We start from the raw sequence: 17,665 nt of genomic DNA on the forward strand, positions 1-17,665 counted from the left end.
ATACGGAACCGAGAATCTGATGAGTGACTATAAATCAACCCTGAATTTGCCGGAAACAGGGTTCCCGATGCGCGGCGATCTCGCCAAGCGTGAACCGGGAATGCTGGCGCGTTGGACCGATGATGACCTGTACGGCATCATTCGTGCAGCCAAAAAAGGCAAAAAAACCTTCATTCTGCATGATGGCCCTCCATATGCGAATGGCAGCATTCATATTGGTCACTCTGTAAACAAGATTCTGAAAGACATTATCGTGAAGTCCAAAGGACTCGCGGGATATGACTCGCCTTACGTTCCGGGCTGGGACTGCCATGGTCTGCCAATCGAGCTGAAAGTTGAGCAAGAGTACGGTAAGCCGGGTGAGAAGTTCACCGCCGCAGAATTCCGCGCGAAATGCCGCGAATACGCTGCCACCCAGGTTGACGGTCAGCGCGCTGACTTCATCCGTCTGGGCGTGCTGGGTGACTGGTCGCATCCGTACCTGACCATGGACTTCAAAACCGAAGCCAACATCATCCGAGCGCTGGGTAAAATCATCGGCAACGGTCACCTGCACAAAGGCGCGAAGCCGGTGCACTGGTGCGTCGACTGCCGCTCTGCGCTGGCAGAAGCGGAAGTGGAGTATTACGACAAAACCTCGCCTTCTATCGACGTGGCCTTCGAAGCGGTCGATCAGGATGCGATCAAAGCTAAATTTGGTCTGCCTGGTGTAAGCGGCCCGATCTCTCTGGTGATCTGGACCACCACCCCGTGGACGCTGCCTGCTAACCGCGCGATCTCCCTTTCTGGCGAGTTTGAGTATGCGCTGGTGCAGATTGATGGCCGTGCGGTTATCCTGGCGAAAGACCTGGTCGAAAGCGTGCTGAAACGCGCGAACATCACCGATTACACCGTGCTGGGCACCGTAAAAGGCGACGCGCTGGAACTGATGCGCTTCAAACACCCGTTCCTTGACTTCGACGTTCCGGCGATTCTGGGCGACCACGTCACGCTGGACGCGGGTACCGGTGCGGTGCATACCGCCGGTGGCCACGGTCCTGACGACTACAACATCAGCCTGAAATATGGTCTGGAAATCGCTAACCCGGTTGGTCCGGACGGCTCTTACCTGCCAGGCACGTACCCGGCGCTGGACGGCATCAACGTCTTTAAAGCTAACGACATCATCGTTGACATGCTGCGCACCAGCGGCGCGCTGCTGCACGTTGAGAAAATGCAGCACAGCTATCCGTGCTGCTGGCGTCACAAGACCCCGATCATCTTCCGTGCAACCCCGCAGTGGTTTATCAGCATGGACCAGAAAGGCCTGCGCGCGCAGTCTCTGAAAGAGATCAAAGGCGTGCAGTGGATCCCTGACTGGGGCCAGGCGCGAATCGAATCCATGGTGGCTAACCGTCCTGACTGGTGTATCTCCCGTCAGCGCACCTGGGGCGTGCCGATGTCTCTGTTCGTACATAAAGAGACGCAGGAGCTGCACCCGAACACGCTGGAACTGATGGAAGAAGTGGCGAAGCGCGTCGAAGTTGACGGCATTCAGGCGTGGTGGGATCTCGACGCCCGCGACATCCTGGGCGCTGACGCAGACAGCTACGAGAAAGTGCCGGATACCCTGGACGTGTGGTTCGACTCCGGGTCTACCCACTCCTCCGTGGTTGACGTGCGTCCGGAGTTTGCTGGTCACGCTGCCGATATGTATCTGGAAGGGTCTGACCAACACCGCGGCTGGTTCATGTCATCGCTGATGATCTCCACCGCCATGAAGGGTAAAGCACCTTACCGCCAGGTATTGACCCACGGCTTCACCGTGGATGGTCAGGGCCGTAAGATGTCCAAATCTATCGGTAACACCGTTTCTCCGCAGGACGTGATGAACAAACTGGGCGCGGACATTCTGCGTCTGTGGGTGGCCTCTACCGACTACACCGGCGAAATGGCGGTCTCTGATGAGATCCTGAAACGTGCTGCTGACAGCTATCGTCGTATTCGTAACACCGCGCGCTTCCTGCTGGCGAACCTGAACGGGTTCGATCCGGTGAAAGACATGGTGAAGCCGGAAGAGATGGTTGTGCTCGATCGCTGGGCGGTAGGCTGCGCGAAAGCGGCGCAGGAAGATATTCTTAAAGCCTATGAGTCTTACGACTTCCACGAAGTGGTGCAGCGCCTGATGCGCTTCTGCTCCATCGAGATGGGCTCGTTCTACCTCGACATCATCAAAGACCGCCAGTACACCGCGAAAGCGGACAGCGTGGCGCGTCGTAGCTGCCAGACTGCGCTGTTCCACATCGCAGAGGCGCTGGTACGCTGGATGGCGCCGATCATGTCCTTCACCGCGGATGAAATCTGGGGTTACCTGCCGGGCGAACGCGAGAAGTATGTCTTCACCGGCGAGTGGTACGAAGGTCTGTTCGACCTCTCCAGCACTGAAGCAATGAACGATGCCTACTGGGACGAGCTGCTGAAAGTGCGTGGCGAAGTGAATAAGGTTATCGAGCAGGCGCGCGCTGACAAGAAAGTCGGTGGTTCGCTGGAAGCGACCGTGACCCTGTACGCCGAACCGGAGCTGGCGGCCAAACTGACCGCGCTGGGCGATGAATTACGATTTGTCCTGTTGACCTCCGGTGCGAAAGTTGCGGATTATGCCGAAGCTACTGCTGATGCTCAGCAGAGTGAACTGCTCAAAGGACTGAAGGTCGCACTGAGCAAAGCCGACGGTGAAAAATGCCCGCGTTGCTGGCATTACACCACTGATGTCGGTCAGGTGGCGGAACACGCAGACATCTGCGGACGCTGTGTAAGCAACGTCGCCGGTGACGGCGAAAAACGTAAGTTTGCCTGATGAGTAAAACTCTCTGTTCAACAGGACTGCGCTGGCTGTGGCTGGTGGTGGTGGTGCTGATTATTGATTTGGGCAGCAAGTTCCTGATCCTCCAGAATTTCGCTCTGGGGGATACGGTCCCGCTGTTTCCGTCGCTTAACCTGCACTATGCCCGCAACTATGGTGCGGCGTTTAGTTTCCTTGCCGACAGCGGTGGCTGGCAGCGCTGGTTCTTCGCGGGTATCGCTATCGGTATCTGCGTCGTGCTGGCGGTGCTGATGTACCGCTCAAAGGCCACGCAAAAGCTGAATAACATCGCCTACGCGCTGATCATTGGCGGCGCGCTGGGTAACCTGTTTGACCGCCTGTGGCACGGCTTTGTGGTCGATATGATCGATTTCTACGTCGGCGACTGGCACTTCGCGACCTTTAACCTCGCCGATAGCGCAATATGCGTTGGTGCGGCGTTAATCGTGCTGGAAGGCTTCTTGCCTAAACCGGCCGCGAAAGAGCAGGCGTAACAAAACCAGCCGGGTGACGCGTAGCGATCCCGGCCTACAGAATTTGTGGCCCCCGTAGGCCCGGTAAGCGTAGCGCCACCGGGCAACAGGTGACCCAAAACAAGCGAGCAATTTGCATGTCTAAATCCGTACAGAGCAACAGCGCGGTTCTCGTTCATTTCACGCTGAAGCTGGATGACGGCTCCACGGCCGAATCCACCCGCAACAATGGCAAACCGGCGCTGTTTCGTCTGGGTGACACCTCCCTGTCTGAAGGCCTTGAGCAGCAGCTTCTGGGTCTGAAAGAGGGCGAGAAAAAAGCGTTTTCGCTGGAGCCGGATGCGGCATTTGGCGTGCCAAGCCCGGACCTGATCCAGTATTTCTCGCGCCGTGAGTTTATGGATGCGGGTGAACCAGAAATCGGGGCGATTATGCTCTTTACCGCTATGGACGGCAGCGAAATGCCTGGCGTGATCCGAGAAATCAACGGCGATTCTATCACCGTCGATTTCAACCATCCGCTTGCCGGGCGTACCGTTCATTTTGATGTCGAAGTGCTGGAGATCGATCCGGCACTGGAGGAGTAAAATGCAGATCCTGTTGGCTAACCCGCGCGGCTTCTGCGCCGGTGTAGACCGCGCTATCAGCATTGTTGAAAACGCGCTGGAGATTTACGGCGCGCCGATTTACGTGCGTCACGAAGTGGTGCACAACCGTTACGTGGTCGACAGCCTGCGCGAGCGCGGTGCGATTTTTATCGAGCAGATCAGCGAAGTGCCGGACGGCGCAATCCTCATCTTCTCCGCGCACGGCGTCTCTCAGGCGGTACGCAACGAGGCGAAAAGCCGCGATCTGACCGTATTCGATGCCACCTGTCCGTTAGTGACAAAAGTGCATATGGAAGTGGCGCGCGCCAGCCGTCGTGGTGAAGAGTCAATTCTGATTGGTCACGCCGGTCACCCGGAAGTTGAAGGCACCATGGGCCAGTACAGCAACCCGGAAGGGGGCATGTATCTGGTTGAGTCACCGGAAGATGTCTTTACGCTGGACGTGAAAAACGAAGCCCGTCTGTCGTTTATGACCCAGACGACGCTTTCCGTAGACGACACCTCAGACGTGATTGACGCCCTGCGCCAGCGCTTCCCGAAAATTGTCGGGCCGCGCAAAGATGATATCTGCTATGCAACCACCAACCGTCAGGAAGCCGTACGCGCCCTGGCTGAACAGGCGGATGTGGTGCTGGTGGTCGGCTCGAAAAACTCCTCTAACTCCAACCGACTGGCCGAACTGGCGCAGCGTATGGGGAAAGCGGCGTTCCTGATCGACGACGCAACGGACATTCAGGAAGCGTGGGTGAAAAACGCGGCCTGCGTCGGTGTTACCGCAGGCGCTTCAGCGCCGGATATCCTGGTTCAAAACGTCATTGCCCGCCTACAAGAGCTGGGCGGTGGCGAAGCGGTGCCGCTGGAAGGCCGTGAAGAGAACATTGTCTTCGAAGTGCCGAAAGAGCTGCGAATCGACGCCCGCGAAGTGGAATAATGTCCTCTCAATCTTCAAAATGCCGGTGGCGAAAGCCTCCGGCATTTTTGTTTCTGGTTAACTGTGATTCACCATCAATATTGACGCTTTTATCACTAGGTTAATCGTTTAATCTGCCATCATGATATTGCTGTTCTCCTCGGGCCGGAGAGCGATATGAATTCAGACATCTTTTTGCCACCTCAGTTGACGTGGGCTACCGGCGCGCTAGCCGGCGGGCCGCTTATCCGCAAAACGACTCGTCTTGCGGATCTTCCTGGGATCTTCGCAGACGGCGAGGCGTGGAAGTGCGGCAATCCTCAAAAAAGTGTGTATGACGTAGACATACTGGGCTCGCCCTTAGGGGAAGGGGCACTCTTCGTTGGGGTAACTCACCTGCGTGCGGGTAACGTGGGCGATGAGTTCTTTATGACTCGCGGTCATTTTCATCAGCGCCGCGAACAGGGCGAGGTCTATTTTGGCCTGCGCGGATGTGGCTTGTTGCTGCTGCAAACGGAGGCGGGCGACGCGCGGCTTGAGCAGGTGACGGCTGGCTCCGTGCATATTATTCCTCCTTTTACAGCGCATCGTTTGATTAACACTGGCAACGAGACGCTATCCTCCCTTGCCGTCTGGCCGAGCATTGCGGGACACGACTATGCGGCGCTGGCAGAGGGCTTCACCCTGCGGATCTTTGCCTCCGGGGAAGGTTACGAGGTGCGCCATGGCTAACTATGGCCTTGATATGACCATCACCCGTCAGCCGCTCGGTTTTTGCTACGGAGAGGATGTTACCGGGCCGATGCCGGAGATCAGAACGCTGGATCAGATCCGCCCGTCGCTGCGCAATCCGGACTGCGAAGGGCCTGAACAGGTATATGCCATCGCGATGGACGTGGCGCGTCTGGCGGACAGGCCGGAGCTCGAAAAACGCATGCTGCTTTTTGGTGTGGTCACCTACGCGGCAGGCACGCTTGGCGATGAGCCGGTCCGCAGCCAGGGACATGTTCACCGTATTAGCCAGCACAGCGGATGGTCGCCCCCTGAGCTGTACGAAATCTGGCAGGGTAAAGCGATTATCTACATGCAGGAGTATGTGGACGACGATCCGGGACGTTGTTTTGCGGTACTCGCGGGGCCGGGTGAAAAGGTACTGGTCCCTCCCGGATGGGGCCATGCGACGATTTCGGCCTCGCCCAATGAGCCGCTGACGTTTGGTGCGTGGTGCGATCGGGAATATGGCTTTGAGTATGAGGCCGTTCGTGCGCGAAAAGGTCTGGCCTGGTATCCCTTAGTTCAGGGTAATCATATTGTCTGGCAGCATAACAGTCACTACAGACCAGGGCGCTTGCAGATGATTACGCCGAGAAGTTATCCGGAATTTGGCATTACTGATGCGCCTGTTTATCAGCAGTTTATTGATGACCCCGCACGGTTCCAGTTTATTTCGCGTCCGGATAAAGTCGCAGAACTGTGGAATAACTTCCATCCATAAAGAAGCCGGGGCATTGCCCCGGTTTTCTTATCCTGCAAACAAACCGGACGCCACGCCAAGCGCTGCAAGTATAAGCAGCAATATCATGGCTTTTACCGGCGACACGCCGCGTTTTGCCATCAGATACCAGGTCCCCAGCACCACCGCCAGCGGAAGCAGCTGCGGGAAAATACCGTCCAGCATCTGCTGAACGTGAATGTTAACCCCGTCCCGGGTGATGAACTCCAGCCCGGTGCCGAGCTTCACGTAGCTGGCCGCCACGCCGCCCATGACAAATACGCCCAGTAGCGAGAGCGCTTCCCGTAGCCGGGTAGATTTGCTGCTGACCAGCATCTCCACGGAGCCAGATCCCATCTGGTAGCCTTTCAGAAACAGGAACCAGGAGCCAGGGATAATAATGGCCAGCCAGGCAACGGTATAAAACAGTGGACCGAGGATATTTCCGCCTGCCGCCAGCGCCATCCCAATGCTAAGCAGGATCGGGATCAGCATGCCGGGGATCATCGAATCGCCGATCCCGGCAATTGGCCCCATCAGGCCTACCTTCAGGGTATTTATGGTTTCACCGTCAATCGGCTCGCCGTTGGCTTTTTTCTCCTCCAGCCCCAGCGCCATACCGTTAACGATCGCGCCAATCTGTGGCTCCGTGTTGTAGAACGACGCGTGACGGCGCAGCATCTCGGTACGTTGTACCGGGTCGGGATAGAGCTTTTTTGCGACCGGCAGCATGCTCAGGCAAAAGCCGAAGGATTCAAGGCGTTCAAAGCTCATTGAGGAGAGGTTGTGCATCATCCACGCTCGCCAGCAGCGGCGCAGATCCTTGCGGGTGAGTTTACGTTCTTCCATCAGAATTCATCCTCGTCGTCAGGGACAGGTGCTGAAGCCACGGCCTGCGGTGCCTCGGGTTTATAGTTGTAATGAATCAGTGCCAGCAGGGCGCCCACGATCACCAGCGCGACCATATTGAGTTTCAGGAAAACGATGCAAACGAAGCCCACCAGAAAGTAGATGAGCATGGTATAGCTTTTGATGATCTGCTTAAGCAGGATGGCAATACCGACGGCGGGCAAGATGCCGCCCAGCACATTCATGGTGGAGAGGACGATGTGCGGCAGGCTGTCCATAAACCCGCTAATGTACTGTGCGCCAAAAAAGACGGCGATAAAGGTAGGCACAAAGCGCAGCACAAAATTCATCGCCTGCGGCCAGATGGCGCTGTTGAGGTAGATCCCGCGCTCGTCGCCGTTCTCCAGCGCCACATCCGCACGATGGTTCCAGAAGGAGTTCAGCACCATCATCGCATTGAAGAGAATGGTTCCGGCGATCCCAATAGTCGCCGCCAGCGCGACGGCAACCTCAGGTCCTTTGCCGGAAAGTATTCCCAGTGCAATGGCCGGATAAGCCACAAAGTTTAAATCTGCTGGCATCGAGCCGCCGGGTGTCACCATTGCGATATACACCGCCTGCACCGCTACGCCAATCATAATCCCGGTTTTGATATCGCCCAGGATCAGGCCAACCAGCATCCCGGAAATGAGCGGTCGGGAGATGAGATACCAGCCGCCCGTCAGCCCTAAAAGCCACGGACTACTGAGTGCGCCCAGATAACACAGCAGGCCAATTAAAGCCGCTTCGATAATCATGATCTGCTCCTTATTTCAGCTTTTGTCTGGCATCCTGCCAGGTATAAAAACTGGCATCAGGAACCAGGCGGAATTCAATCGCGTGTCCCTGCCCGGTCAGCCACTCGAACGCCGCCGCTTCATCCTGGGTTACCGATTGATTCGGGCCGATGGTGATCGTGTTAGCCCGGGCGCTCATCGGGCCCACGTTAATTTTTCCGTTGCTGTTTTTCAGGCTAATGCCCGCCTGCTCAATGCGCTGTAGCGTGAGTGGAGATTTGCCAATCACGAAATAGCGCTTTTCGCTGGCAATCACTTTTGGCAGTTTTTCGATCGCGGTTGCCGTATCGAACAGCCACACTTTAGTATCTGATACGGCTCCTTTCATGACCGACGATAACAGCGGATCGGCCGCAACGGCATCGTCAATGGCAACGATGCCGTCGCAGGGCAGCTCCCTGGCCCAGCGTGTAATGAGCTGCCCGTGGATCACGCGATCGTCAATGCGTACAAAAGAAATACTCATATGCGGCTCCTTAAAAATCGTCTGTCTGTGCAGTATCTGCCGGTTTCGCCTGTACCAGCGTCGGCAGAGTAAGTTCGATAAGCTGCCCGGCAGCCTGATGAACATCGCGAGCCATCATCACCTCATCGGTTTGCAGCAGCATCGGGAAGTTGACTCCAGCCACCACGGCGACCGGCGGCTGCGTATGTGGGTTAAACGCGGCCTCACAGGCCACGTTCCACGGCGTGCCGCTTTGCATGTCGCACAGCACCAGCACGCCGTCAGCGTTGACGCTTGCCGCTTCCAGTGTGGAGATGAAATCCTGCCGGAAGCCCTCTATTCCCGCCTGTTCGGTCAGACAAATGGCGTGTACGCCGGGGAGCTCGCCGTATACCATCCGGCCGCTCTCCAGCAGCGCGGCGGCTAACGGCCCATGAGTGGCGACAATAAAATGAATCATCGTTAGCTCCTTACCCAGGCTTTGATAGTCGCGAGGGGGTGTCCGGAAGCACGGGCTGAAGGTGAAATGCGATAGTCACCTACGCTTGCCGGAATGATGAAGGTTTCGGCGTAATGGACGGTAAACGGCTCAAATGCACCGGTTGGGCTGTCGACAATTGCTTCGTCGCCCTCTACCAGATTCAGCACGTTCACGCCGCCGCCGGTGTGGTGCAAAACGGGTTCGCTAAACCAGTGGCGGCGGGTTTCGATAAATTCACGCTCGTGCAGGCCAGTACGCTCTTCACGCCAGCCGTTTCCTTCCGCGACAGGTTCGAACTGATTCACCAGATGCTGATGAACCCACTGTGCGTCGCGCTGCCAGTCGATCACCTTTTCACCGTGCTCCAGGTGTACCGGGCGCGGCAGCCCGTCCAGGCCCAGGCGGCCCCAGTCCCACAGTTTGAAGGTGAAAATATACGGCGTAGCGCTGATCTCCAGCACCATGGTTCCCGCGCCGGAGCAGTGCACCGTCCCAGCCGGGATCAGGAAATGATCGTGCTTTTTTGCCGGGATCTGATTAACGAAGCGGTCGTCATCAAACGGTTTTTCACCGCGACCCGCGCGCCTGAGATCGTCCATCATGGCCTCAGGGTCTGTGCCGGTTTTGGTCCCCAGATAGACGACGGCACCCGGCTCCGCTTCCAGAATGTAATAACTCTCATCCTGGGTATAGTGCATCCCAAACTGCTGTTGGATGTACTCGGTAATGGGGTGGACCTGGAAGCTCAGATTCTGGCCACCCATGGTGTCGAGGAAGTCAAAACGGATCGGGAATTCCGCGCCGAAACGTGCGTGAACTTTCTCGCCCAGCAGAGCACGGGGCTCAAGCAAAACCAGATCCTGAGAGGGGATCTCGATCCGCACTGCGCCAAAACGCAGTAACAGGCTGTTCTCCTCGGGCACGCAGTCAAAACACCACGCGTAATTGGGTGCAGAGGGATCGAGATCGAATTGCTGTTTCATCCACTGGCCGCCCCAGACGCCAGGATCGAAAAAGGGCGCCACGCGGAAAGGCTGGGTGGTAGTTTGCTTCAGCCCGGCTCGCAGGGCCTCGCCGCTGACCATCGCGGGCTGGTTCGTCTGGGTTGTATCCAGTAAAAAATCGGTGCGCCTGAGCAGCGGTGTTTTGTGGCGATCGAAGACGCGCCATTCGACAAAAAAGGCGCGCTTGTAGCGACGAAGCATATCTTCCTGCTGATTATCTGCGCCCCAGTTCCCAGTCTCACCCCGGCGCATACGCTGCTGGATCTCCCAGCGCGGCAGATCGGCATACACCAGCACATCACCCGGATGGACAAGCGTCGCACCGGGTCCGTAGATCACAATCAGCCCCCCGGAACACTGGTTCACCTGAACCTGCAACGCCTCCAGACGCGCGGGATCGAAAAACTCTCCAAGCTGGTGGCAGGAGAGAACGCCAAAGACGCGATCGTCTGTGAGGTTGCGTGCCAGCATCTCATGAATGGCACACTCATCCCGTCGCGCCTGTTCAGCATTGATCGCCAGCGTCGGGCGTAGACGCGGCAGCACGTTCTCTTCAAGCTCGGTCATGCGCACGCCCGGATAGCAGTCAATCACCAGCACCGTGCGGCTGCGCTGTTGGGTTTGTGACTCAAGAACGCGGGTTATTGCTTCCCAGCCTTGCCAGGCGCTGTCATCAAAACCCTGTATCGCCACCGTGGGGAATTTGTCGTAGGTTGTCATTGTATCCTCCGTAATCGTTATTTAAGGTTATTCGATTAACCGTATTTGAGAAGAGTGGTTAACGCGATTAACCCGCCATTAATTCGAATCGAATCCAGAACAACAGCGGTAATGTGAAGAGTCTCACAGGGAAAAATGCAAAAAACAGGTTATTCGATTAACCTGTAGTGATGATGAAGGAGACAACATGACAGGAATTACACTGGCCGATGTCGCGAAACGCGCCGGCGTGTCAACGGCGACGGTCTCGATGGTGCTCTGCAACAAAGGCCGCATTTCGCAAAGCACGCGCGAACGTGTGCTTAAGGCGCTGGATGAATCCGGCTATGTCTATAACCAGACGGCAGCCAATTTACGTAACCGCAGCAGTAACCAGGTCGGGCTGCTCTTGCACGATATCACCAACCCTTTTTACAGCGAAATGACGGCAGGGCTAAGTCATGAAATGGAGCGCCACGAGCTGATGCTTTTTCTGGCGAATAGCGAGGAATCGGCAGAGCGACAGCAAAAATTTGTTGATTCACTGATGCGTAATAACGTCGGCGGTATGGTGCTGTGTGCGGCTCGGGAAACGCCCCAGGCCTTTTTTGAGGGTCTGAAGCGGCGCAATATTCCGGCTATCATGGTTGTGCGCCCGCTGAACGATCCGGATTTTGATTTTGTCGGAACGGATAACTTCTTAGGCACGCAGATGGCGACGGAGCATCTGCTCAGAATGGGCCATCGGCACATTGCGTTCATTGGAGGGAGTCAGAATTCGGGCTCTCGGGCGCAGCGTATCGGGGGCTTTACCAGCAAGCTGCTGGAATACGGCGTGACGCCGAATCCTGCCTGGATCAGAACCTCTCACGCCAGCCAAAGCGACGGCGCGCGCGTGGCAGAGGCGTTACTTCTCGAGCATCCACACATCAGTGCGGCAATTTGCTATCAGGATGTTGTGGCGCTGGGGGTGATGCAAAGCTTACGCAAGATGGGCCGTGAGCCGGGATGTGATTTTGCGCTGGTCGGTTTCGATGATATTACCGAAGCGGCTCTGGTGCAGCCCGCATTGACCACCGTATCGGTGGCGGCGAAAGAGATTGGTCGTAAGGCAGGGGAGTTACTTTACAGCCGCATACAGGGCAACGACGAACCCGCCAAACGAATCATTCTGCCGCCTGCGCTGGTGGTGCGGGAATCATGTGGTTTTCGCTGACGATCATGTCTTTCACTGATATCTCACCCTGTTTATCATTAAATTCTAATTATCGGCGTTTTCTGTGGCAGCCTGTGCAAAGGCTGGTTAATCTGAAAACGATTTACATCATTTTAACGTAAGAGAATAACTATGCATGATGCACAGATCCGCGTCGCCATTGCGGGCGCGGGCGGACGTATGGGCCGTCAGCTGATTCAGGCGGCACTACAGATGGATGGCGTGGCGCTTGGCGCGGCGCTGGAGCGTGAAGGTTCATCGCTTTTGGGAGCCGATGCAGGCGAGCTGGCAGGCGCAGGTCAGACGGGCGTTACCGTGCAGAGCAGCCTTGAGGCGGTGAAAGAAGACTTTGACGTGTTTATCGATTTTACCCGCCCTGAAGGCACGTTGGCTCACCTGGCGTTTTGCCGTCAGCACGGTAAAGGGATGGTGATTGGCACCACCGGTTTTGACGAGGTCGGTAAGCAAGCCATTCAGGATGCGTCCACTGAGATTGCGATTGTCTTTGCGGCAAACTTTAGCGTGGGGGTAAACGTCATGCTGAAACTGCTGGAGAAGGCGGCGAAGGTGATGGGCGAATACACCGACATTGAAATCGTCGAAGCGCACCATCGCCACAAAGTCGATGCTCCGTCAGGCACGGCGCTGGCAATGGGCGAAGCGATTGCGTGTGCAATGGATAAAGATTTGAAAGACATCGCGGTCTATTCTCGCGAAGGCCACACTGGCGAGCGCGTGCCTGGCACCATTGGGTTTGCCACCGTTCGCGCGGGTGATATCGTCGGTGAACATACCGCTATGTTCGCCGATATTGGCGAAAGGATCGAAATCACTCATAAAGCATCCAGCCGCATGACATTTGCAAACGGGGCGGTACGTTCGGCATTGTGGCTGAAAGGTAAGTGTAATGGTCTTTTTGATATGCGAGATGTCCTCGAACTCAACAATTTGTAAGCATTATTACCCTTCGTGATGTGGTTATTGCAGTCGTAATTAATTGATTGCATAGGGCAATATTTTATTGCCCTTTTATTTTGTCTGTTTGGGGTGTTTATTGTGTCTAACTGATTTAAAGTAAGTGTTTTCTCGATAATTTCTGTTGTTGAACTGTAAATTTTGACCATTTGGTCCACTTTTTATTCCTGCAAGACGTTTCTTTCTATTAAACTGCATACGCAAGCGGTTTCCACAGTGATTTAGTTGATCTTTTTGCCGCTTAATCTGAGTTCAGACCTCCAGGCTTGCAAAAGAATATACAAAACTCCCGTTTTAAGTTGACTTTTACATGGCAAATCCCCAGAATGCCGCCGTTTGCCAAAAATCCGCTGGCAACACATTTGCATTGATCCATGACATGGTTATGAATTAATATGCAAATAAAGTGAGTGAATATTCTCTGGAGGGTGTTTTGATTAAGTCAGCGCTATTGGTTCTGGAAGACGGAACCCAGTTTATCGGTCGGGCCATAGGGGCAACGGGTTCGGCGGTTGGGGAAGTCGTTTTCAATACTTCAATGACCGGTTATCAAGAAATCCTCACTGATCCTTCCTATTCTCGCCAAATCGTTACTCTTACTTATCCTCATATCGGCAATGTCGGCACCAATGCGGCTGACGAAGAATCCTCTCAGGTACATGCGCAAGGCCTGGTCATTCGCGACCTGCCGCTGATTGCCAGCAACTTCCGCAACACCGAAGACCTCTCTTCTTACCTGAAGCGCCACAACATTGTGGCGATTGCCGATATCGATACCCGTAAGCTGACGCGTCTGCTGCGCGAGAAGGGTGCACAAAACGGTTGTATCATCGCAGGGGATAACCTCGATGCGACGCTGGCGCTGGAAAAAGCGAAAGCCTTCCCGGGACTGAACGGTATGGACCTGGCGAAAGAAGTGACCACCGCTGAAGCCTACAGCTGGACGCAGGGAAGCTGGACGCTGGAAGGCGACCTGCCGGAAGCGAAACCGGAAAGCGAGCTGCCGTTCCACGTGGTGGCCTATGATTTTGGCTCCAAGCGCAACATCCTGCGTATGCTGGTTGACCGTGGCTGCCGCCTGACGGTGGTTCCGGCGAAAACCTCTGCTGAAGATGTTCTGAAGATGAACCCGGACGGCATCTTCCTCTCTAACGGTCCTGGCGACCCGGCGCCGTGCGACTACGCTATCGACGCCATCAAGTCCTTCCTTGAAACCGACATCCCGGTATTCGGCATCTGTCTCGGCCATCAGCTGCTGGCGCTGGCGAGCGGAGCGAACACCGTCAAGATGAAGTTTGGCCACCACGGTGGTAACCACCCGGTGAAAGATATCGACAACAACACGGTGATGATCACCGCGCAGAACCACGGCTTCGCTGTGGATGAAGCGACGATGCCGTCTAACCTGCGCGTGACGCATAAGTCACTGTTCGATGGTACCTTGCAGGGTATCCATCGCACCGATAAGCCTGCGTTCAGCTTCCAGGGCCACCCTGAAGCCAGCCCGGGCCCTCACGATGCCGCGCCGCTGTTCGATCACTTCATCGAACTTATCGAGCAATACCGTAAGACCGCTAAATAATCAGGAGCTGAGAAGACCATGCCAAAACGTACAGACATAAAAAGCATCCTGATCCTTGGCGCTGGCCCGATTGTCATCGGCCAGGCCTGCGAATTCGACTACTCCGGCGCGCAGGCGTGTAAAGCCCTGCGTGAAGAGGGTTACCGTGTCATCCTGGTAAACTCTAACCCGGCCACCATCATGACCGACCCGGAAATGGCGGATGCGACCTACATCGAGCCGATTCACTGGGAAGTGGTACGCAAAATTATCGAGAAAGAGCGTCCGGACGCGGTGCTGCCGACCATGGGCGGCCAGACGGCGCTGAACTGTGCGCTGGAGCTGGAGCGTCAGGGCGTGCTGGAAGAGTTCGGCGTGACCATGATCGGTGCGACCGCCGACGCGATTGATAAAGCAGAAGACCGTCGCCGCTTCGACGTGGCAATGAAAAAAATTGGCCTTGATACCGCACGTTCCGGTATCGCGCACAATATGGAAGAAGCGCTGGCCGTTGCGGCTGAAGTGGGTTATCCGTGCATCATCCGTCCTTCCTTCACCATGGGCGGCACCGGCGGCGGTATTGCCTACAACCGCGAAGAGTTTGAAGAAATTTGCGAGCGCGGCCTGGATCTCTCCCCAACCAAAGAGCTGCTGATTGATGAATCGCTGATTGGCTGGAAAGAGTACGAGATGGAAGTGGTGCGTGATAAAAACGACAACTGCATCATCGTCTGCTCCATCGAAAACTTCGACGCGATGGGGATCCACACCGGTGACTCCATCACCGTTGCGCCAGCTCAGACGCTGACCGACAAAGAGTACCAAATCATGCGTAACGCCTCGATGGCGGTACTGCGTGAAATCGGCGTGGAAACCGGCGGCTCTAACGTGCAGTTCTCGGTGAACCCGAAAACCGGCCGTCTGATTGTTATCGAAATGAACCCGCGCGTGTCCCGTTCCTCCGCGCTGGCCTCCAAAGCCACCGGTTTCCCGATTGCGAAAGTGGCGGCGAAACTGGCAGTGGGTTACACCCTTGACGAGCTGATGAACGATATCACCGGTGGCCGCACGCCAGCGTCCTTCGAACCGTCCATCGACTACGTTGTGACTAAAATTCCACGCTTTAACTTCGAGAAATTCGCTGGCGCCAACGACCGTCTGACTACCCAGATGAAATCCGTTGGTGAAGTCATGGCGATTGGCCGCACGCAGCAGGAATCCCTGCAAAAAGCGCTGCGCGGCCTGGAAGTGGGCGCGACCGGCTTTGACCCGAAAGTCAGCCTGGACGACCCGGAAGCACTGACCAAAATCCGCCGCGAGCTGAAAGACGCGGGCGCAGAGCGTATCTGGTACATTGCCGATGCCTTCCGCGCGGGCCTGTCCGTCGACGGCGTATTTAACCTGACTAACATTGACCGCTGGTTCCTGGTGCAGATTGAAGAGCTGGTGCGTCTGGAAGAGAAAGTGGCGGAGCTGGGCATCAACGGCCTGGACGCAGACTTCCTGCGCATGCTGAAGCGTAAAGGCTTCGCCGATGCGCGTCTGGCTAAGCTGGCGGGCGTGCGTGAAGCGGAAATCCGCAAGCTGCGCGACCAGTACGACCTGCACCCGGTCTACAAGCGCGTGGACACCTGTGCGGCTGAATTCTCGACCGATACCGCATATATGTACTCCACCTATGAAGAGGAGTGCGAAGCGAACCCGTCCGTCGACCGCGACAAGATTATGGTGCTGGGCGGCGGTCCAAACCGTATCGGCCAGGGCATCGAGTTTGACTACTGCTGCGTACACGCCTCACTGGCGCTGCGCGAAGACGGTTACGAGACCATTATGGTCAACTGTAACCCGGAAACCGTCTCGACCGACTACGACACTTCCGACCGCCTCTACTTCGAGCCGGTCACCCTGGAAGACGTGCTGGAAATCGTGCGCATCGAGAAGCCAAAAGGCGTGATCGTGCAGTATGGCGGCCAGACTCCGCTGAAGCTGGCGCGCGCGCTGGAAGCAGCAGGTGTGCCGGTTATCGGCACCAGCCCGGATGCGATTGACCGTGCGGAAGACCGCGAGCGTTTCCAGCAGGCGGTTGACCGTCTCAAACTGAAACAGCCGGCGAACGCCACCGTGACCGCAATTGAAATGGCCGTTGAGAAAGCGAAAGAGATCGGCTACCCGCTGGTGGTGCGTCCATCCTACGTACTGGGCGGCCGCGCGATGGAAATCGTCTACGACGAAGCGGACCTGCGTCGCTACTTCCAGACGGCGGTGAGCGTTTCCAACGATGCGCCTGTGCTGCTCGACCGCTTCCTCGACGACGCGGTTGAAGTCGACGTGGATGCCATCTGCGACGGCGAAAGGGTGCTGATTGGCGGCATCATGGAGCACATCGAGCAGGCGGGCGTGCACTCCGGTGACTCCGCCTGTTCTCTGCCAGCGTACACCCTGAGCCAGGAGATTCAGGACGTGATGCGCCAGCAGGTGCAGAAGCTAGCCTTCGAGCTCCAGGTTCGCGGCCTGATGAACGTTCAGTTCGCGGTAAAAGACAACGAAGTCTATCTGATTGAAGTCAACCCGCGTGCGGCGCGTACCGTACCGTTCGTCTCCAAAGCGACCGGTATTCCGCTGGCGAAAGTGGCGGCGCGCGTGATGGCTGGCCAGACGCTGGCTCAGCAGGGCGTCACGAAAGAAATTATCCCGCCGTACTACTCGGTGAAAGAGGTGGTACTGCCGTTCAACAAATTCCCGGGCGTTGACCCGCTGTTAGGGCCAGAGATGCGCTCTACCGGGGAAGTGATGGGCGTTGGCCGTACCTTCGCAGAAGCGTTTGCGAAAGCGCAGCTGGGCAGTAGCTCCACCATGAGAAAATCTGGCCGTGCGCTGCTCTCCGTTCGCGAAGGCGATAAAGAGCGCGTGGTTGACCTGGCTGCCAAGCTGCTGAAACAGGGCTTCGAGCTGGACGCCACTCACGGTACGGCGATTGTGTTGGGTGAAGCGGGTATCAACCCGCGTCTGGTGAACAAAGTGCATGAAGGTCGTCCGCACATTCAGGACCGCATTAAGAATGGCGAGTACACCTACATCATTAACACCACCGCAGGTCGCCAGGCGATTGAAGACTCCAAACTGATTCGCCGCAGCGCGCTCCAGTACAAAGTGCATTACGACACCACCCTGAACGGCGGTTTCGCGACGGCCATGGCGCTGAATGCGGATGCCACCGAGAAGGTGATTTCGGTGCAGGAAATGCACGCTCAGATTAGCAAGTAACACACATTGC

General features: G+C 56.4%; 15 protein-coding genes. 10 read left to right on the plus strand and 5 right to left on the minus strand.

The genetic code is table 11. From position 1 onward, the window contains the following. The first annotated feature begins 19 nt into the window (after positions 1–19). The 6 genes from ileS (at position 20) to IMQ56_RS13130 (ending at position 6,328) form a co-directional block, all read left to right on the plus strand. Positions 20–2,836 carry an isoleucine--tRNA ligase gene (gene ileS, locus IMQ56_RS13105; RefSeq protein ID WP_017383815.1) on the plus strand — a complete coding sequence of 939 codons (2,817 nt, stop codon included), beginning with the start codon at positions 20–22 and terminating at the stop codon, positions 2,834–2,836. Beyond that, complete coding sequence (gene lspA / locus IMQ56_RS13110) at positions 2,836–3,336, plus strand: signal peptidase II (RefSeq protein ID WP_003856452.1); 501 nt, start codon at positions 2,836–2,838, stop codon at positions 3,334–3,336. The genes ileS and lspA overlap by 1 nt, the downstream gene beginning before the upstream one ends. Before the next feature lie 116 nt (positions 3,337–3,452). After that, entirely contained in the window at positions 3,453–3,902 is a 450-nt protein-coding gene (fkpB, locus tag IMQ56_RS13115) for an FKBP-type peptidyl-prolyl cis-trans isomerase (protein ID WP_015572634.1), read from the plus strand. Between the two features lies 1 nt (position 3,903). Then, a complete protein-coding gene (ispH, locus tag IMQ56_RS13120) occupies positions 3,904–4,854 on the plus strand; it encodes a 4-hydroxy-3-methylbut-2-enyl diphosphate reductase (protein ID WP_017383814.1) in 951 nt (316 codons plus the stop codon). A 156-nt stretch (positions 4,855–5,010) separates the two neighbouring features. After that, complete coding sequence (locus IMQ56_RS13125; RefSeq protein WP_196064050.1) at positions 5,011–5,565, plus strand: glucose-6-phosphate isomerase family protein; 555 nt, start codon at positions 5,011–5,013, stop codon at positions 5,563–5,565. Continuing rightward, positions 5,558–6,328: a glucose-6-phosphate isomerase family protein gene (locus IMQ56_RS13130; RefSeq protein WP_015572636.1), complete on the plus strand. Its 771-nt coding sequence runs from the start codon at positions 5,558–5,560 to the stop codon at positions 6,326–6,328. Before IMQ56_RS13125 ends, IMQ56_RS13130 begins: the two co-directional genes overlap by 8 nt. 27 nt (positions 6,329–6,355) lie before the next feature. Here the strand turns inward: IMQ56_RS13130 and IMQ56_RS13135 are convergent, their stop codons facing one another. The 5 genes from IMQ56_RS13135 to IMQ56_RS13155 are packed head-to-tail and all read right to left on the minus strand — an operon-like array spanning position 6,356 to position 10,660. Then, positions 6,356–7,174 carry a PTS system mannose/fructose/sorbose family transporter subunit IID gene (locus tag IMQ56_RS13135; RefSeq protein WP_015572637.1) on the minus strand — a complete coding sequence of 273 codons (819 nt, stop codon included), beginning with the start codon at positions 7,172–7,174 and terminating at the stop codon, positions 6,356–6,358. Continuing rightward, positions 7,174–7,971: a PTS sugar transporter subunit IIC gene (locus tag IMQ56_RS13140; protein ID WP_015572638.1), complete on the minus strand. Its 798-nt coding sequence runs from the start codon at positions 7,969–7,971 to the stop codon at positions 7,174–7,176. The genes IMQ56_RS13135 and IMQ56_RS13140 overlap by 1 nt, the downstream gene beginning before the upstream one ends. Before the next feature lie 10 nt (positions 7,972–7,981). Continuing rightward, entirely contained in the window at positions 7,982–8,476 is a 495-nt protein-coding gene (locus tag IMQ56_RS13145; RefSeq protein WP_015572639.1) for a PTS sugar transporter subunit IIB, read from the minus strand. Positions 8,477–8,486: 10 nt separating this feature from the next. Further along, positions 8,487–8,915 (minus strand): PTS fructose transporter subunit IIA, encoded by a 429-nt coding sequence (locus IMQ56_RS13150; protein ID WP_017383812.1) that lies wholly within the window; start codon positions 8,913–8,915, stop codon positions 8,487–8,489. A 2-nt stretch (positions 8,916–8,917) separates the two neighbouring features. Continuing rightward, entirely contained in the window at positions 8,918–10,660 is a 1,743-nt protein-coding gene (locus IMQ56_RS13155; RefSeq protein ID WP_015572641.1) for a class I mannose-6-phosphate isomerase, read from the minus strand. 187 nt (positions 10,661–10,847) lie between these two features. Here IMQ56_RS13155 and IMQ56_RS13160 point away from each other — a divergent pair, with 187 nt between their 5' ends. The 4 genes from IMQ56_RS13160 (at position 10,848) to carB (ending at position 17,655) form a co-directional block, all read left to right on the plus strand. Beyond that, positions 10,848–11,855: a LacI family DNA-binding transcriptional regulator gene (locus IMQ56_RS13160; RefSeq protein WP_017694536.1), complete on the plus strand. Its 1,008-nt coding sequence runs from the start codon at positions 10,848–10,850 to the stop codon at positions 11,853–11,855. 132 nt (positions 11,856–11,987) lie between these two features. Beyond that, positions 11,988–12,809 carry a 4-hydroxy-tetrahydrodipicolinate reductase gene (gene dapB / locus IMQ56_RS13165; RefSeq protein ID WP_196064051.1) on the plus strand — a complete coding sequence of 274 codons (822 nt, stop codon included), beginning with the start codon at positions 11,988–11,990 and terminating at the stop codon, positions 12,807–12,809. Between the two features lie 454 nt (positions 12,810–13,263). Beyond that, positions 13,264–14,412, plus strand: coding sequence for a glutamine-hydrolyzing carbamoyl-phosphate synthase small subunit (gene carA / locus IMQ56_RS13170; protein ID WP_196064052.1), 1,149 nt, complete (start codon positions 13,264–13,266; stop codon positions 14,410–14,412). A gap of 18 nt (positions 14,413–14,430) precedes the next feature. Further along, positions 14,431–17,655, plus strand: a complete 3,225-nt coding sequence (carB, locus tag IMQ56_RS13175) for a carbamoyl-phosphate synthase large subunit (RefSeq protein ID WP_017694535.1) — start codon at positions 14,431–14,433, stop codon at positions 17,653–17,655. Positions 17,656–17,665: the final 10 nt, after the last annotated feature.

The sequence above is a fragment of the Enterobacter sp. Res13-Sevr-PEC09-46 genome (genome assembly GCF_015672585.1).
GTDB classification, from domain to species: Bacteria; Pseudomonadota; Gammaproteobacteria; order Enterobacterales; family Enterobacteriaceae; genus Enterobacter; species Enterobacter hormaechei_C.

Excerpts from the sequence above, each read along its gene's own strand:
- ispH (WP_017383814.1), top strand. The coding sequence starts at position 3,904 with ATGCAGATCCTGTTGGCTAACCCGCGCGGCTTCTGCGCCGGTGTAGAC.
- ileS (WP_017383815.1), top strand. The coding sequence starts at position 20 with ATGAGTGACTATAAATCAACCCTGAATTTGCCGGAAACAGGGTTCCCG.
- fkpB (WP_015572634.1), top strand. The coding sequence starts at position 3,453 with ATGTCTAAATCCGTACAGAGCAACAGCGCGGTTCTCGTTCATTTCACG.
- lspA (WP_003856452.1), top strand. The coding sequence starts at position 2,836 with ATGAGTAAAACTCTCTGTTCAACAGGACTGCGCTGGCTGTGGCTGGTG.
- IMQ56_RS13135 (WP_015572637.1), bottom strand. The coding sequence starts at position 7,174 with ATGGAAGAACGTAAACTCACCCGCAAGGATCTGCGCCGCTGCTGGCGA.
- IMQ56_RS13140 (WP_015572638.1), bottom strand. The coding sequence starts at position 7,971 with ATGATTATCGAAGCGGCTTTAATTGGCCTGCTGTGTTATCTGGGCGCA.
- IMQ56_RS13150 (WP_017383812.1), bottom strand. The coding sequence starts at position 8,915 with ATGATTCATTTTATTGTCGCCACTCATGGGCCGTTAGCCGCCGCGCTG.
- IMQ56_RS13155 (WP_015572641.1), bottom strand. The coding sequence starts at position 10,660 with ATGACAACCTACGACAAATTCCCCACGGTGGCGATACAGGGTTTTGAT.
- IMQ56_RS13160 (WP_017694536.1), top strand. The coding sequence starts at position 10,848 with ATGACAGGAATTACACTGGCCGATGTCGCGAAACGCGCCGGCGTGTCA.
- IMQ56_RS13125 (WP_196064050.1), top strand. The coding sequence starts at position 5,011 with ATGAATTCAGACATCTTTTTGCCACCTCAGTTGACGTGGGCTACCGGC.
- dapB (WP_196064051.1), top strand. The coding sequence starts at position 11,988 with ATGCATGATGCACAGATCCGCGTCGCCATTGCGGGCGCGGGCGGACGT.
- carB (WP_017694535.1), top strand. The coding sequence starts at position 14,431 with ATGCCAAAACGTACAGACATAAAAAGCATCCTGATCCTTGGCGCTGGC.
- IMQ56_RS13130 (WP_015572636.1), top strand. The coding sequence starts at position 5,558 with ATGGCTAACTATGGCCTTGATATGACCATCACCCGTCAGCCGCTCGGT.
- IMQ56_RS13145 (WP_015572639.1), bottom strand. The coding sequence starts at position 8,476 with ATGAGTATTTCTTTTGTACGCATTGACGATCGCGTGATCCACGGGCAG.